Origin of the sequence: Spirosoma endbachense (genome assembly GCF_010233585.1) — a bacterium.
Lineage (GTDB): Bacteria > Bacteroidota > Bacteroidia > Cytophagales > Spirosomataceae > Spirosoma > Spirosoma endbachense.
Map to the genome: position 1 here is coordinate 5,905,823 of NZ_CP045997.1, position 17,554 is coordinate 5,923,376.

A 17,554-nucleotide genomic window follows, 5' to 3' on the forward strand; every position below is an offset into this window, starting at 1 on the left:
GCCTTGACACTTAACCTTTTGATATTACTTACTTGAAACCAGCTTCAACATGACCACACCATGATGTCGAATGTCGATTTGATACGATTTGGTAAAAGTGCCCAGATCTTTCTGCCGCCATACGTCACGCAGCCTGTAATTACCTTTCAGGCCAACTTTAGCGAAATCAAACGTGAATGATTTCGCTGTTTCGTTGCCCCAATGGAAGTACGATTGGGGTGTTTTGCCAAAGTCTGCTGTGTTAAACACGCCGACGGCATACGAGCTATCTTTTAACGGTTTAATCCAAATTTGGACGCCATTTTCATCCTTGACTAGCCTTGCGGCTTTACCCATTGGGTCTTGATTGATCTCAATGACTTCATCGTTTGCCAACAAATTCAGGGTAAAGGCGTCCAATTGCTCAATGGGGCAACCGATCAGCAGCGGAGCCGCCAACAAGCTGAACAAACTGACATGGCTGTACTGTTCGTCGGGAGTTAGGCGGGTATCGTGCAGGACAGGCCCGATAGACACCTTGCCTACAATCATCATATCAGGGTCGGCCCAATGACCAGGGCCTGAAAACTCGCTCCATCTGTCAAGTGAAAATGACGTCAGAAAAAGGCTTGTCCAGCTATCTTTTATATCGGGGCCAGTACGATACATAGTTGATAGATGGGCCCAATCCGTTACTTTTTCAAATGGGGCATTATTGGATATACTAAACACGATATCCCGTCCTGATTGCTTCAGGGCAGTAGACATTCGCTCGGTCGAATTGACGTCAATGCGCCAGTCATATTTCAGGAAATCAATCCCCCATTCAGCCATTTGCCGGGCGTCGTTGGCTTCAAAACGGTACTTGGGTATATGATTGAATGCCCGTCGGTTGGCGATAATTGACTCATGTGTTTCACCGCCGGTTTCAAAGTCAGATCCGGCGCCGACGTACCCCGCATAACTTGAAATATAGGGCGTAGAATAAAGTCCCGATTTCAATCCAAGCGAGTGGATGTAATCCACCATCTCCTTTAACTTTGGAAACTTTTCATTCGGTTGAAGAGCAGTTAGCGGCCCTGTTCTCACGCCTTGCCAGGCATCATCGATGTTAATATAGGTCCAGCCGTGGTCACGTAAACCAGTTTTTACCATCGCGTCGGCGGAGGCAATGACCTTTTCTCGGTCGATCTGAGTTTCCCAGGCATTCCAGCCATTCCAGCCAATTGGGGGGGTGAGGGCAATGGTATCGCCAATCTTGATGGTTAATTGTTTGGTGGCTTTGCCCAAAGCATTTCTTGCGTTGAGCGTCGCTACATACGTACCTCGCTGCGCTACTTTTCCCGTAATAATTCCTGTTTTTTCATCCAACGAAAGCCCTTTAGGAAGCCCGCTGGCCGAAAATTGCATGGGTCGGTCGCCCGTTGCAGCAATGGTATATAGGAAAGGGTTACCGGAGGTTGCACCAAACAGATTCGCCGAGTTGATTCTTGGTTTTTGAGATGATGGAGGTGTTAACAGATATTGTTTGTCCGATCTTTTTACATGCTCGGGCAATGCATTTCCTATCATTTCCACTTGTGCATTCACCCAATTACAGTACGTTTTTTTGTTTGCAATGCCGCCTATCTTATCGGTTACCAAAAGCCCTAATTGCTTTATCCCTGTCAGATCAACTTCCACCGGAATGGGCTCATCACCAATGTTCATCGCTTTGCTTTCAAACAGCACTATTCCATCACCCAGTACATAGAAAGTAAGCGGAATATCTTTATTGCCTAAATCATCCGCAGCAATCAACGCCGAAAACCGTTTAGCCTGTTTATCAAGGGCAAATGCCAGTACACAAGGAGACTGGGCACCCAGTCCTCTTGAATACTTCACGCCATTTATACCTAGCGTATCATGGCTATAATTGCTCTTTGCCTGTACCGGTCGAATGCCTTCCGAGTAAGTTTGGATAGGCAGGTCGTCCAGCCAGACAATGGTTGTCTTTTGGGCATAGACGCCAATTGAGATAAACAGACCAAGAATAGTAAAGAATTTGGGCATCTTGGGTTAGTCAGTTTTTACTGCCTGTCGTGTACTGCTCTTAAAAAGGTTGCAATTTTATTGTGGTTATCACTTTTCAATAGAAGAACTCCGGCTAACCACCTGACTCTCAGATCGATAGCATGATTTATTATTTCTCAAAATCACTTTCAAGCAATTGTTTTTCGGTGAAAATGCCGCTTCCTGAAGGTTTCTTATCTCTCATTTTTTTGACATCATCAGCAGAAATGCCTTTGCCTGCTTTCGCAAATGCGTTTTGAGTAAATCGAATTATGTCGGCAATATCCTGATCACTAATTTCCTTGTTATTGATCAGCGCTGGCATTTCGTTGTTTAATTGGTACAACTTGCCATTTACGTGAATAGGACCACTTACTCCATGTAAAATGATGGAAGCCAGTCGTTTCATCGAACCATCAATGTATTCGGAGCCTTTGAGTGGCGGTGCCAAATCCTGAATACCTTTACCATCGGCACCGTGGCAAGTGGCACAAATACTTCTGAACAGTTTTAAGCCTTTCGTTCGATTATCGACACTATTTTTTTCTAGTACGAAAATGGGGTTTAACTCTTTTTTCTGCCGGTTCGTTATCGCTGTTGTTAAATCCTTTTTCAGCAGATCGGTTGGATTCATCGACGTTAGATACACCTCTTCTTTACCACCAAGCCCGCTCGTTATCGCTTCCTGAAAAATGCCCTGACTTGCGTGTTTTTTTTCTATTTCTGAGAGGACTGGCAAAAAAGTAGCTTCCGATAAGTTGAGCCAGGGACTCAGCGACATAGACAGATAAAGATCTATTGTTTCATTATTTTGAGCTAGTAACTGCGTGCTTATTGCTTTCATTTTAGCAACGTGTTGCCTAGCGGAAAATCGCTCTAAAAGACCTACAGCATGGGCAATCGTTTCGGGATTTTTTGATTGGTTGACAAGAGCACTCAGACTTTCAAACGAAAGGGCGTTTAGGCCATCTAACACATAAAGTGCATGAATAGCCGTTGAAAATGAATTCGTTAGGCTGGTCAATTTGATTAATTGATGGATAACCGAACGGTCTTTTTTCTGGATTAACAGTTGCTGGGCACGGTCTCTCAACCAGCCATTTGAATGGCTAAGCAAGGCCACCAATTGGCTGCTGGAAGCCTTCGACAAGTCTGGTATTGGATTGGGCTTTATTGTTTTGCTGGTTACTTTTAAAATGCGTCCTGCATTTTGTAATGTATCCAGTTTTTTACCCGCTAGTTGTTCGGTGAGGTATTGGGAAATATAAGCCTTGTGCTGGATAATGCCCCTGTGCATATCGACCACATACATGGCGCCATCGGGACCATTAAACAAATTTACCGGACGGAAACCTTCGTCTGTTGAGGCTATAAATTCTTTCCCCTCGATTGCCTGGCTAGCAGTTATTTGAAGGCCCTTGTAATGTAGAACATTTCGCTTGATCAGATTGGCTTCGGGAACACAGACAAACGCATTTTGATTGTAGGATTCCGGAAAAATACCACCTCTATACACTAATGGCCCACAGGCGGCAGTGACGTCTTTTAGAAAACCTTTTTCATCTAGAACGCCAGACTGATAGCCCCGATTTACGGATGTTTGATGAATCGGATAGACCCTATTGGCACCTAATCGTTTATTTTCAGCGATTGACGGTTTAAAATATTTGTTCCTGATTATTTTGTTGGGCAGCACATAATCCCCTTGTAAATTGGTGGAGTTATTATTGTAATAAAGCCTCCCGAAATTGTCTTTTGTAATTCCCCATTGGCCACGTGCTGAGGTAGGTTCTTTCAGCCATTTGCCATTTTTCAACTGGTACCTGAAATTATAATTGGCGTTATAAATCCAATTGTCAATGTTCATCATCAACCCGTTGGACGAATGCTCTACATTTCCACCTTCGGCATAAACCGGGTCAACCAACGTTTTTTTACCGGGCCTGTCGTTTTTTATTTCGACAAACCAGAGTTTGGGGCCATCTATATACAATAGTCCACCATATACATGTGCCACCCCCCTTGGCAGAACGAGCTTATCTAAAAATACCTTGGCATGGTCAGCCACGCCATCTTTATCAGCATCTTCTAAAATAGAAATCTTGCCGGTCGGTTCTTCCTCACCGATCCCTTCGAGGTTGGGCATATAACCAATCATTTCGACCACCCACATTCGACCTTTATCATCAAAATCCATACTGACGGGAGCTTTCAGGAGCGATTCGGAAGCAATCACACGCAACTGAAAACCGTCTTCTATTGTATAGTTTCCCAGTGAAATTCTGGGTTCGTCAAACGGGATGAGCCTGAAACCTACCATAAAAATCGAAAGCACGACTAATAAGGCAAATGCTTGTTTAAGTGGTCTTTTCCTCGTCATTTTTCTAACTGATTTAAGGTTGTTTTTCCGGAAACATCCGCAGTAGTACAACGCCGTGATGCCGTATATCCGTTTTAAATGAGTCTGTAAAGGGGCCAAGGTCTTTTTGTCGCCACACGTCGCGAAGCCTGTATTTACCTTTCAGACCTACTTTGGCAAAGTCAACTATGAATGATTTTGTTTTTTCATCGCCCCACCTGAAATACGATTCCGGCGTTTTACCGAAATCCCCGACGTTGAACAGGCCAGCGGCATACGAGCCGTCTTCCAGCGGCTTGAGCCAAATCTGCAGGCCATTTTCATTAATCACCAACCTGGCCGATTTACCCAGCGGGTCCTGATCAATGGCAATGACTTCGTCGTTGGTAAGCAGATTCAGGGTAAAGGCGTCGAGTTGTTCGATGGGGCAGCCGATCAGTAATGGGGCTGCTAACAGGCTGAATAGGCTGACGTGGCTATATTGTTCATCGGGCGTTAGTCGGCTGGGGTGGAGCTGTGTACCAGTAGTGACGTTGCCGACAATCATCATATCGGGGTCGTTCCAATGACCTGGGCCACCATAAGGTGCCCATTTATCGAGTGTAAAGGCCGACACGAACAGGCTGTTCCAACTGTCGCGAATATCAGGGCCAGTGCGGTAGGAATTGGTCAAACGAGCCCAGTCGTTCACATTGGCAAAAGGGGCTGAATTAGAAATGCTGTATAAAATATCGCGGCCCGATTTCTTTAAGGCCACCGACATGCGCTCAGCTGACGGAACTTCGATACGCCAATCGTATTTGAGGTAGTCGATGCCCCAATCGGCCATTTGCTGGGCGTCATTGGCGTCAAACTGGTACTTTCCTACGTAGCGAAAGGCGCGTTTATTAGCAACAATTGAATCCGTTACCTGACCCGTTTCAACATCAGAAGACCCACCGATGTAGCCCGCGTAACTAGTGATCATCGGGGTGGAGTATACCCCCACTTTCAGACCCAAACTGTGAACATACTCTACCATTTCCCTGAACCTGGGGAATTTTTCATTTGGGAGAATCGCTCCGAATTTCCCTCCCCGCTTTCCCTGCCAGGCATCATCGATGTTGATATAGGTCCAGCCGTGGTCACGTAATCCCATTTTCACCATCGCGTCGGCCGAGGCAATTACCTTCTCCCGGTCGATAGTTCTGGCCCAGGAGTTCCAGCCATTCCAGCCAATTGGGGGCGTGAGTGCGATGGTATCGCCAATCTTTATAGTCAACTTTTGGGTGGCTTCACCGAGTGCATTTTTTGCTATCACGGTCGCTTTGTACCTGCCTCGCTCTGCTACCTTGCCTGTGATGATTCCCGTGTTTTCGTCTATAGAAAGGCCTTTGGGAAGGTCTCTGGCCGAAAATTGCATGGGCCGATCGCCAGTTACGGCTATGGTGTACAGAAACGGATTGGCAGGCGTAGCGCCGAAAACGGTGGCCGAATTAATTCTTGGTGTTTTAGGAGAAGCCGGTGTCAGAATGTATTTTTCATCTGAATTGGGTATGTTTTCAGGAAGATGATTGCCCAGCATGACCAGCTGTGCATTGGCCCAGTTGGAATACACTTTGGTACGACCATCATCATCGACTTTCACTAATAATCCCAGCCGCTTAACTCCGGTTAGTTTCACGTTTACAGGTTTAGGTGCGTCACCCAGACGCATTTCTCCACTGTCGAACAAAATTTTACGGTCGGCAACGACGTAAAACGTATGAGGCAAATCCCTGTTGCCTTTGTCGTCTACACCCGCCAGCGCCGAAAATTCGGTGGCTTTCCCATCCAGATAAAACGCAAGTATACTTGTCGCATTCACGCCAACACCGTGGTTGAAATACCGGCGATTAATGCGCATCGAATCGCCAGCCGCATTTGTTTTTGGCAGCACGGCGGGTATACCTTCCGAGAACGATTTAATGGATAGACCGTCCAGCCAGATGGTGGTGGTTTTCTGAGCATAAGCAACCGTCGTGCCTATGAATGCAAGCAATAGTAAATGAAGTTTTGCCATCTAGCTAGAATTACGAAAATAAGGATTTCTTATTTAGTAGCGCTACTTTCGGCTGGTGCGCCAGCCCGGCCGCGCTACAAATGCTACTTCGACGACATGGATTCGGGGGCATCTTTCGCCTGGCTTCCCCAGGATTTATTTGGTTCCGCTCCCATTTGCAGGGTTAGAGTTCCACCATTTACGACGGTTTCATGTGTCATCCACGGTTGGTTAAGGGTCTTGCCGTTCAATTGGGCAGATTGAATGTAGAGGTTCTGGGTCGAGTTGTTTTTGGCATCGATCACAAACTGCTTCCCTTTGTAATAGGCTGGGTTGAGATGAATGGTGATTTTGTTGAAAATTGGACTGCTGATTTCATAAAAGGGCTTCGCTGATGTGCCGCCATTTGTTGAGAAGATTCCTGTTTTCATCAGGACAGATAAGCTACCCATCAACCCCTGATCTTCATCTCCACTATAGCCGTATTTGGGCGATATACCGCTGTACACTTTCTCAACCACTTGCCGCGACCAGTATTGGGTGAGCCAGGGCGCACCCGAATAGTTGAACAAAAAGGCTGTTTGAATACTCGGCTGATTGCCGTAATTGAGGAACACCCGTCGTAATTCCTCCAGTGTTTCTTTATCGTGCGATTTCCCCGAAACGAAATCATGTTTTTTTGCTGTCTCAAACGAACTGTTTAGCTTATTCGTAAAAGCTTCCCGACCGCCCATCAACTTGATTAAACCCTGCACATCATGCGGCACAAACCATGTAAACTGGGCTGCGTTTCCTTCTTCCCAGCCATTATCGTACCGTAAAATATCGACGGGTTCGGCCCATTTCCCGTCCAGCGTTCGGTTCCACATCCAGCCTATTTCGGGATTCCAGATCTTTTTATAGTTTTCTGCCCGTTTCATAAACAGGGCATAGTCATCATTCTTTCCTAATTTTTTAGCCATCTGTGCCAGCGTATAATCCTGATAGGCATACTCCAGCGTTTGGGTGGAGCCGTCCTGATGGAATCCATAGCGGGTTTTACTCAACGGGTGCGGCACGTAACCTCGCTCTATATAATATTCGATGCCACCACCCTTGAACGTGTTGTGTTCATACCCCGCTTTGCTCATCATGCCACCGGGAAAATGATTTTTGCGCAGACCTTCATAGGCTTTGGCAATGTCGAACCCTTTAATCCCCTTTAGATAGGCACTGACTATGAAAGGGGTTGTAGCGGCCCCGGTCATCACATAGGTATAGTTGCCACCCGCAGGGCCCCGTGGAATAAGCCCGCCATCCTGATACATCATCACTATCGAATTGACAAAGGATTCAGTTACTTCGGGGTATACCAGATGCCAAAGGGTATTGATCGTCCACTGCGCACCCCAGAAAGAATCCGAATTATGGTGCGTGTATTTAGGCTTGCCCTGTGCATCTAGCGGTATCTGGCCAATGCGTTGTTGCGGGCCTGTCATATCGGAATACTTCCCGTTAACGTCCGACACTATACGTCGACCCTGCAAAGCGTGCCATAAGTCGGTGTAGAAGCGACTGCATTCGGTTTCAGTGCCCCCTTCTATTTCGATTCGGCTCAGCCAGTTGTTCCAATCCGTTCTGCTTTCCTGGACCGTGTGGTCAAAATCCCAGTGCGGCAATTCGGTATTGAGATTGAGCCTTGCCTGTTCTGTACTCACGTACGAAATGGCGACTTTCATTTTTCGGACTTCGCCCGCCTGAGTTTTAAAGCTAACGTATACACCCGTCCGTTCGCCATCAATCTCATTGCTTATCTCTTCCAGTTTCCCGTTACGCCAACCTCTGAATGACTCGAACGGTTTATCGAATGTAGCAGCGAAGAAAACCGTCAGTGTTTTGGGTCGACGAACCGTTGGAGCCATAATGGCGTACCCTTCAAGTTCCTGGTCACTTACCTTTTTTACGTGACCTTTCTGCGTATCCGAAGGTCCCAAAAAGGTCGAAAAATCGAAAAGGATATGACTCAGGTCTGACTTGGGGAAGGTGTATTTGTGAAAGCCAACGCGTGTGGTTGAGGTCAGTTCGGCCGTAATGCCGTATGCATCTAAAACAACTTTATGGTATCCGGCTCTTATAACTTCCATAGCATGCGAATAGCGGGAACCGTATTGATTTGATCCTAAATGGCCCTTAAACTCACCGGTTGTGGGCAGTACCGGAATACCTGATAACTGCCAGCAGTGAATATGACTAAAGCATTTAATGCTGTCTTTTTCATACCGATAGCCCGCATTCCAGTCTGCATCAATGGCATTATCAGGACTTAAGTTGACCATACCGAATGGCCGGGTGGCTGAATTAAAAAAGAACCAGCGCGAATTGGCGGCATCAACCAGCGGGTTCACCCAATCTACGGGTTGCCTGGTGTTTTTTTGAGCCAATAAATGGCTGTTTCTACCGCCAATACTAGCCAATAAGAAGAGGAAAAACGTTGAAAATTTATGCATGTTGAGTTTACTATCACGAAAGGGAAAATGTATGGTGAAACGGCGTAAACCCAGTTAGATAAACGGTTGGCGTATCCATAGCCGGAAGGGCTCCCCGTAGCTGCACGCCTTTGTGTTCGACTGTCCCCGGTCCGAATTTGATACTATCAGGACCAACCGTATACGAGCCCGATTGGCCCGATAAGAGATAGGCATTGTCTTTCTTTGCGTGTTTTGTTACGCCAGCCAGCGTACCGCCCGCCCTAAAAATGAGTTCAAGTGCTACCGGAACCCCTTCTGTACCCACTATATCGATAGCAATTTGCAATCCATTCGCTGTTTCCTTTATTTTCACCGTCGTGTCAAGCTTTTGGACTTCGCTCTGCCTGCGATTGGCCTTTGGCATTTTGTCCCACTCACCGTTCGGGTCAATCTTGTCGCTGGAAAACGGCTGATAATAAGGGCCATCGAGTGATTTCTGCATAACCCAGGTATCGCCCTGCTGTGCTATCTTGGCTGAATCAAACTGCCCTTTTCCGAAGAATGAAGCCGCCACCCGCATACCCTGCAAAACGGCATTCCCCTTATGAAAGGTGAGCCAACTGGCATTGTTCGACAATAGGGTGCTATCCCAATTTTCGCGCCGAATACGAACTACACCTGAATAGGGAAAGGCTTTGGCGTAGTTGGTCGGTAAGGGTTTGCTGGCGGGGAGTTCGTTCCAGAGCGTTGGGTCTTCCAGAAAGTAATTGAGGTAGCCCGCCAGTTGCTCTTTAGCACAAGTCTTCTCGATTAACCGACACATAGCACCCATTTCGCCGTTTTTGTCGAGCAGGGCCATAAAACGATAGCAGTAATAATAGTTGGCCATGTTGCCTATGGTACCCTTGTCCTGCCGGTTCGATGCCTCCGTCACAACCTCGCCATTCGGGTGAACGTAGTAAAGCGTCATCATCAAGTTTTTGCGAACCGGCTCAAACAGTTCTGGCTTTTTCAGGCCTCGGGCCATGATGATCAACGACCGATCGACGATGGGCGAATACGTGTTAGTACTCTTTTCATTGAATTGCCCGTCGGGGTCCAGGTCAATATGCTCGGCGAGCCATTGATCGATGCGTTTGGTATACCGGGGATCGGGAAATACCTCGTTTAATTTGGTTAAAGCAGCCGATACGACCCAGCGGTGGTTTGGCGTATGAATTCCACCTACGCTCAAAGCGTCGCCCGCCTTCTTCAAAAACGCCTTTAGTAAATCGAGGATTGTTTCCGAACCGTTGATAGTAGCCTGCTTCAGGAACTTATAGGCCGGAACAATATTTTCTAACAGGAAAGCCGTGTCGGGCGTTGAATGGAAATTGGTGTCCAATAAATCAATCGTGCCATCTTCGTGCTGCATCTTAAGCAAAGCCCGAGCCGCAGCCTCCACTTCTTTCAGTAACTCTTTCGATTGGTAGTGAGTGGATTCCGGGCAGGCAACTAGCGTGCTGGCCCGCATAATAAACCCGCTCGTCGAATGTGGATTCGGCATATCCATATCGTTCATGTAGCCACCCACAAACTTATTAGCCGGGTCCGTTACCTTGATGGGTTTATAATTGGCCAGTTGCTGGTCGTTGATTTTTATCCACTCAAGCAGCCACTCGGGTTTGGCGGGAACCCGGTTGGCAAACCTCTTAAATCCCAGTGCCGGAAGCAAGCAAAGAGACGTTGCGCTGAGTGTTACAAAATTCCGTCTATTCATTATTGAAAAGCGTTGATTGAGAGCAGTTTCTGCCCATTCCGATGAAAGGAGGAATGCGCTTCGGCGGCCTGGTTAAGCTCGACTATTCTGTAAGTTGAGATTCCTCCTTTCGTCGGAATGACAAAGGCAAAAAAACAGACTCAATACCTCACTAAAACTCTCGAATCTTTATACTCCTGAAATGTACTTCATCGCCATGATCCTGGAACAGGATATGTCCGGATGTTGCCTGGGCAAAATTGGGATACGTTTTATATTTGCTTTTGGCTACCAGATTACGGAATATCTGAGAATATCGGTCGTATTCTACCGCTTTGAGGTTGTTAAGCCAATGTTCAACATGACCACCACTGACTTTAATTCGTAGTTTGTTCCATTTTCCCGGCGGGTTCATTCGTCTTGCTGTCGTGCCTTCCGAGAGGTTTTCAGCGGTAATGAGGTCATAGAGCGAGCCGGTTGTACGGTTGCCGTTTACACCTTCTTTGGCATCGGGGTGCTCTTTATCATCCAGAATCTGGAATTCAGGGCCTAAGCCGGTGCCCGGCTTTTTGGTCCGGTCTTCAACCACGAAATATTTTACGCCACTATTACCCTTTGTTGATACCTTAAAATCGAGTTCTAATTCAAAGTTTACAAATGCCTGATCGGAGATAAGATCTCCACCCTTACGTAGACTATCTTTTTTAGACCCCAGGACGATCAATTCGCCATCCCGAATAGACCAACCTTCTTTAGGAAATGCATCGCCGTTGGCTACTCGCCAGCCTGCGGATGTTTTGCCATCCCAAAGCAAACGCCAGCCTTTTCGCTTCTCGTTGTCTGACAGTTGATTGGGCAGGTAGTTTACTTCGTCAATGGCATCGCCACCTTGCCAAACGGCATCCTTCAGGTTTTCGGTTGCAATTCGGATATTTCGCCACTGAACGGTAAGTCCTTTTTGTTCTTCTTTTTTGATTTGATGAACCTGTAGGGCAATTATTCCACGGGCTGTTTGTGAGTCAAGCAGATTCGCGCAGGGGATTCCGTTGATCCAGGTTCTTAGTCGGGGACCAATGGCTTCTATATGGTACTTGTTCCATTGCCCAACCTGGAACGCTTTTTGCCCCTGAGGGTTGATCGACAACGGATAGAGCCAGCCCGTCCGGGATTCGTCGAAAATGCCGCCACTCCAGGCCCGGTCGCCCGGATCGATTTCAACCTGATAACCGTGTACACGCCCATTCATAATTGAAGGGTCACTCAGGCTTCTGATTTGAATGCCAGAATTTAAACCCGGATCCACTTTAACATCCAACTCCAGTACGAAATCGCCGTAGGTTGCCTCTGTACACAGGAATGTATTGGGCGTGTTCATCTGCGAAACGCCGACAATCGCTTTATTAACAATCTTGTAGTCAGCATTGCCATTGCGCTTTACCCAGCCTTTTAGATCGGTTCCATTAAAGAGGTCTATCCATTTTGCCTGGGCAAAGGAATTGATTGCAAGAAGTGAAAATAAGGCTAGTGAGAGAGTAAATTTCATTCTATATATGGGGTTGTGTCTGCGATAGCACGAACGAGCCGGGCCGCCGAGCGGACGTTCGCGCTATCGATTGTCTCTTAGCTAATCTTAATAACCGGGATTCTGCGGCATGGCAGGATACGACAAGTCGATCTCACCTTGTGGAATTGGCCGCAGATTGTGTTTATCTGCTATCGAGGCACTTTTAGCAGCCCAAGGGTTATATTTTTTTACCCGTTCAACCAGTTTGCCGGTCCGTTTCAAGTCGAACCATCTTGAATACTCACCCATCAATTCGCGGGCCCGTTCGTCTAGAATCAGGTCTATCGTTATATTCGCTGATGTGGCACGATACGACACCGCTTCCAGTGATTTAACATTCTCCGGACTCTTCGCGCATTGCGGATCAATTCCTTTTTTGACCAATGCCCGGTCCAGCACTTTGTTATAATAGACCTCTGCACCGCCTAGCTTACCACCTTTCGCTCCTTTTACAATGGCTTCAGCAGCCATTAAATACGCTTCTGCCGACCGGAAAATGGCTTCGTTGAAGGTGCCAAATGCATCGCCGTAGGCTATGCCCGGCTGCCAGAATTTCCACATCAAAGGCTGGTCGCCTGGAAACCCACTCACGTTTACGGCACTTCCGTTCACGAATCCGTACCCACCGCTGTATTCATCGACATTCACAACTGAATAATTCTTTTTACCACCCAGATCAACTCCCCGATCGGCTAATGAAACGGCAGGTTTATTCCAGGGTCGGAAATACACAACGGTGTCGCCTGCTTTTATGTCAATTTTAAGGTTAGGATTAACGACAGGCAGCGGTTTAAACCCGGCGACAGGTAATAAGGCATAACCCACTTCCACAAAATTAAGATCGTAGCGGGAGTCATTCTCCGGGTCAAAGAGTCGATACATTGCCGGATTGGTCACATGATAGGGTTGATACCGGTTGTAATCCGTTGTTCTGCCTTTTGTACCCGGATAGCTATCACCACTACCTCCAAAAACAGAATGTAAATTGTTGCCACCAGCAACATCCTGCGTAAAAGCCGGGTCAGTTTTATTGGTCAACACATCGGGGTTATACTGTACGGCAAAAACGATTTCAGGGTTTTTATCATTTTGAGCACCCGTGTATTGTTTCAGCGGATTTTCTGAACGCGTCGGAAACAATGAGCTGTAGGTGGTTGCCAACGGATAAGCATCGATGATTTTATCGGCATATTGGAGAGCCAGATCAAAATCGGCAGCCGAACCACCCAGCGAATTGTTGAAGTTCCAGCCTCGCGTTAGATAGACGCGGGAAAGTAAAAACTGAGCAGCCCCCTTTGTGACCCGACCGTAATTACCGGCCGTAACCGGGAGTTTCGTTTCTGCGTCAACTAAGTCAGTAAGGATTTGTTTGTATACATCTGCTGAAGCTACCCGCTTTGCGTCTTTACTCGGGCTGAGTGTTTCGGTAAGTGGCATGGGCACATCACCCCATTGTTGAACCAGATAGAAATAAGATAACGCTCGTAAAAACTTAGCTTCCGAAACCCGCACGGCTTTGGCATCAGCCGTCATGGTTGAAATACCATCAGCGCGACTAACGACGGTATTGGTGCGGGCGATTTCGGCATAAAGTAACGTCCAGAGGGTTTGCAAATCGGTTAATGTAGCATTCAGTCGAACATCGTAGTGTTCCAGAGCACTAGTCGTTAGAGTTGCAAACTTTGGATCGCTAAAACCAGTCTGTGAAAAAATATCCGTACCATTTAAAACAAGGGTGCGAGCCTGGTGAATATTTCGCAACAACGGATAGCACGATCTGACTAAATCTTCGAAGCCAGCTTCTGTTGAATAATAAACGTCGGTTGTGAGGGTAGTCACTGGTTTTTCAACCAAAAAGTCCTCTTTACAACCAGTTACAACCATACACATCAGTGTGATGGTGAACATGTTGAACCGTATATATCGTATTGATTTCATTGTGGTTCTGTTAGTGGGTTCGAGGTTAGAAGCTGACATTTACGCCCAACGAGTAGACGGCAGATGGGACATCATCCTGATAGATTGCTGAATTAAATTCAGGGTCAAATCCAGTGAACTTGGTGAACACAAATGGATTCAGGATCTGCGTATAAAAACGAGCATTTGAAATTTTCAGGCCATCGAGTGCTTTTCTGGGTAAGGTGTAGCCCAGCGTAATGTCAGAAATTCGTAGAAAGCTGGCATCCTGATAATTGATGGCGCTCCGGTAAGGATTGGCCGCTACGACGCCAAAATAGGTATTGGATGGATTATCACTCCGCCAGTAATCCAGCGACGCCAGTTTGTTATACCGCGTGCTGTTCATTTCACCAAAAGTTCCCGACAGGGTGCTGTTGTTGTATTGAACGCCATTTCGATAATACGTAAAGAAAGAGAAATCCAGGTTTTTGTATTTGAAGCGGTTGGTAACTCCCAAAATCCAGTTGGGCAGTTGCGTACCAAGTACTACCCGGTCGTCGATGGCATCGGTCGACGAAATCTGGCCATCGTTGTTCTGATCGGTTACCCGCACTGAACCTGGCTCCTGTTTGTATTTAGCGGCTAAATCTTTGTCGGCAGTTTGCCAGATACCGGCAAACTGATAATCAAAGTTTGATCGGATAGGGGAGCCAACAAAGAGTTTGTTTCCTTTATCAACGGTTTGACCATCGCCATACAACGACAGGAGTTTGTTCCTGTTTAGCGTGAAAGCAAACGTAGTGTTCCAGCTAAAATCATCTTTAGCAATGTTGACTGTATTGAGGGTAAGCTCAATACCTTTATTCTCTATAGTGCCCACATTGGCTACCACCTGACTAAACCCGGTTACAGTTGGAATTTTCTGGTTGAGAATCAAGTCAACCGTTTTCCGATTGTATAATTCGAGCGAAGCTGCAATCCGGTTTTTAAAGAAGCCAAAGTCGATACCCAGGTTAAATTCCTTACTTCGTTCCCAGCGCAGATCTTTGTTTGCCAACGTAGCAGGCGCAAATCCATACGCAGCGGTGCCATCAAAATCATAGCCTGTGTTGAGTAATGTCGCTTGTGTGCTGTATGGGTTGACGGTTGAATTACCCACCTGGCCATAGCTGAGTCGCATTTTGAGGTTGGAGAACACATTCAGCTTACTGATAAATGGCTCATCGCCCATTCGCCAGGCTAGGGCTACCGACGGGAAAAATGCCCATTTATTACCTTCTGCCAGTTGCGAGGCCGCATCTGAACGTCCCGTTACGGTCAATAAATATTTGTCATTATATGCATAATTAACCCGCCCCATAAAGGAAAGAAGCGAACGTTCGGTAAGGGTACTGCCATACGAAGTAATTGTTCCTGTCGACAGCGCATACCAATCTGACCCATAAGGCAGGTCTTTAGCCGCTATCGTATAGGTTTCGTTGCGTTGATAAAAGGCACTTTGTAAGCCCGTAACTAAGATTTTATGCTTCCCTAAATCGAGATTATAGTTCAGTATATTATCAATCGTATAATTGCCCATTGTTTTATTATCATATTGGGCTCTTGGCTTGGCTCCAATCTGCGATTTTGTCCATTGGCCTCTGAAATCACCTATTTTTGTCGCACTATAGGACGCTGATAATGATGTGCGAAAGGTTAAGCCTTTGAGTAGTGAAACTTCGGCATAGGCATTGCCCAGAGCGGTCATCACAGTCGTTTGAAGCTTGGAGTTGTTTGGATCAACATCGGCTAATGGATTTGGTACCTGTTTATCGTTTATCCCCATCCAAAAGGCAAGACCATCAACGTTGATATCTCCGTTTTCAGATGGATTGGCGATGTCATTATAATAGGCTACGCCCGTTGGCCGAGCCCGGTAAGCGCCCCGTAACGATTCCTGAGAGCCCACATCCTGGTTGCTGTACGTCAAATAGGAGGTGAAACCTACCTTGAACCGATTTCCTAGCTTACTATCTAAACCTGCATTTAAGTTGTAGCGCTTAAACCCTGTAGAGAGCACGTTACCATTTTCGTTTAAATACCCACCCGAGAAACGGTAGGTCGTTTTATCGCTGCCTCCCGATACACTTAAATTATGACTCATTTGAAGTGCCTGGTGGGTAATCAAACCTACCCAATCGGTTGATTTTCCGTTTTTTATATTATCTAATTCGGCAACTGTAAACGTAGCTCCTGTAGCACCCTCCAGAACGCGGTCAGTATACGTTGCCTTATAGAACTCCTGAGCGTTCATTAATCGGGGGATATGTGCTGGTGTTTTCAGACCAACGTAGCTATCATAGCTCACTCTGGGCTTGCCCGAAAGTCCTTTTTTCGTTGTGACAATGACTACGCCATTGGCGCCCCGTGCCCCGTAAATGGCAGTTGAGGAGGCATCTTTCAATACGTCCATCGATTGAATATCATTCGGGTTCAGGTTGTTCAGGTCTCCACCAATCAAGCCATCAATGACGATTAATGGCTCAGTTGAGTTATTGATCGTGTTTTCACCACGAATCGTAATACTATAGCCAGCACCGGGTTTATTACTCGATTTGGTTACAGTGGCCCCCGCTACTTGCCCCTGAATAGCCCTAGCTGCAACAACTGGATTGGCTCGGGTAATATCTTTTGATTGAATCGACGCAACAGCCCCCGTTAAATCTGTTTTTTTTATCTCGCCATAGCCTACTACGACAATTTCGTCTAATTGCTTTAAGTCTGTTTTTAAAACAACATCAAAAGTTGTCCTATTCCTAACCGAAATACTCTGCGATTCATATCCAATAAAACTAAAAATCAGCTCAGCATTTTGGTTCGGGACAGAAAGTAAAAATTTCCCGTCAACATCAGTAGTCGTACCTTTGTTCAAGCCTTTAATAATGATACTGGCCCCAATGATCGGTTCGCCTTTTTCATCTTTCACAGTGCCTTTAATGGGCATATCGACCGGATTTTCTATTACCAAACTTGGGCCTGCATTCTGAATAGAGCTTGTTTTTAATTCAGCGCGATTTAACACGATCTGTCTGCCTAATACTTTATACTCTAATTGTAGTGGTTTAAGGATGTTTTCGAGAACTTCACCTAATGTTGAATTATCGAGTGTAAGCGTTATTTTTCGTTCTGATCGAATAAGGCTTGAACTGTAGATAAATCGAATCTCGGCTGATTTCTCAATCTCATTTAAAACCTGTTTGATGGATCGATTTTCGACCTTCAGGCTAATTCGCTTATTGAGTAATTCCTGAGCATATCCACCATTAGCGCTGGATATGCCCCAAAAAACTACCGATAGAACAAGCTGCAAGAATACTATTTGCAGGAATTTACTTTCTGCCCTAAAAATTCGTAGCAGGTTTTTCATGGATTTATTTAGTTTTCGATTAGAGAGTAGGAATAAATTAAGTCGGTCAAAAAAAAGTAGGAGCTTAAGAAAATAGAACAACTAACGCGG

8 protein-coding genes are annotated in these 17,554 nt (G+C 46.2%); all 8 read right to left on the reverse strand.

Annotated elements, in window-relative coordinates:
- Nucleotides 1-24: 24 nt before the first annotated feature.
- Entirely contained in the window at nt 25-2,031 is a 2,007-nt protein-coding gene (locus GJR95_RS23840) for an NPCBM/NEW2 domain-containing protein (protein WP_162388242.1), read from the reverse strand.
- 130 nt (nt 2,032-2,161) lie between these two features.
- Entirely contained in the window at nt 2,162-4,411 is a 2,250-nt protein-coding gene (locus GJR95_RS23845; RefSeq protein WP_162388243.1) for a DUF7133 domain-containing protein, read from the reverse strand.
- 13 nt (nt 4,412-4,424) lie between these two features.
- Nucleotides 4,425-6,431 (reverse strand): NPCBM/NEW2 domain-containing protein, encoded by a 2,007-nt coding sequence (locus tag GJR95_RS23850; protein ID WP_162388244.1) that lies wholly within the window; start codon nt 6,429-6,431, stop codon nt 4,425-4,427.
- An 83-nt stretch (nt 6,432-6,514) separates the two neighbouring features.
- Nucleotides 6,515-8,896 (reverse strand): GH92 family glycosyl hydrolase, encoded by a 2,382-nt coding sequence (locus GJR95_RS23855; RefSeq protein ID WP_162388245.1) that lies wholly within the window; start codon nt 8,894-8,896, stop codon nt 6,515-6,517.
- A gap of 13 nt (nt 8,897-8,909) precedes the next feature.
- Nucleotides 8,910-10,616, reverse strand: a complete 1,707-nt coding sequence (locus tag GJR95_RS23860) for a hypothetical protein (protein WP_162388246.1) — start codon at nt 10,614-10,616, stop codon at nt 8,910-8,912.
- 151 nt (nt 10,617-10,767) lie between these two features.
- Entirely contained in the window at nt 10,768-12,138 is a 1,371-nt protein-coding gene (locus GJR95_RS23865; protein WP_162388247.1) for a 3-keto-disaccharide hydrolase, read from the reverse strand.
- An 87-nt stretch (nt 12,139-12,225) separates the two neighbouring features.
- Complete coding sequence (locus tag GJR95_RS23870) at nt 12,226-14,097, reverse strand: RagB/SusD family nutrient uptake outer membrane protein (protein ID WP_162388248.1); 1,872 nt, start codon at nt 14,095-14,097, stop codon at nt 12,226-12,228.
- A 25-nt stretch (nt 14,098-14,122) separates the two neighbouring features.
- The gene (locus tag GJR95_RS23875) at nt 14,123-17,464 is read right to left on the reverse strand and encodes a TonB-dependent receptor (RefSeq protein WP_162388249.1); all 3,342 of its coding nucleotides are present in this window, start codon (nt 17,462-17,464) and stop codon (nt 14,123-14,125) included.
- Nucleotides 17,465-17,554 lie beyond the last annotated feature (90 nt).

Bases quoted from the DNA above. Each gene is read 5' to 3' on its own strand.
- GJR95_RS23840 (WP_162388242.1), bottom strand. From the start codon at position 2,031: ATGCCCAAATTCTTTACTATTCTTGGTCTGTTTATCTCAATTGGCGTC.
- GJR95_RS23845 (WP_162388243.1), bottom strand. From the start codon at position 4,411: ATGACGAGGAAAAGACCACTTAAACAAGCATTTGCCTTATTAGTCGTG.
- GJR95_RS23850 (WP_162388244.1), bottom strand. From the start codon at position 6,431: ATGGCAAAACTTCATTTACTATTGCTTGCATTCATAGGCACGACGGTT.
- GJR95_RS23855 (WP_162388245.1), bottom strand. From the start codon at position 8,896: ATGCATAAATTTTCAACGTTTTTCCTCTTCTTATTGGCTAGTATTGGC.
- GJR95_RS23860 (WP_162388246.1), bottom strand. From the start codon at position 10,616: ATGAATAGACGGAATTTTGTAACACTCAGCGCAACGTCTCTTTGCTTG.
- GJR95_RS23865 (WP_162388247.1), bottom strand. From the start codon at position 12,138: ATGAAATTTACTCTCTCACTAGCCTTATTTTCACTTCTTGCAATCAAT.
- GJR95_RS23870 (WP_162388248.1), bottom strand. From the start codon at position 14,097: ATGAAATCAATACGATATATACGGTTCAACATGTTCACCATCACACTG.
- GJR95_RS23875 (WP_162388249.1), bottom strand. From the start codon at position 17,464: ATGAAAAACCTGCTACGAATTTTTAGGGCAGAAAGTAAATTCCTGCAA.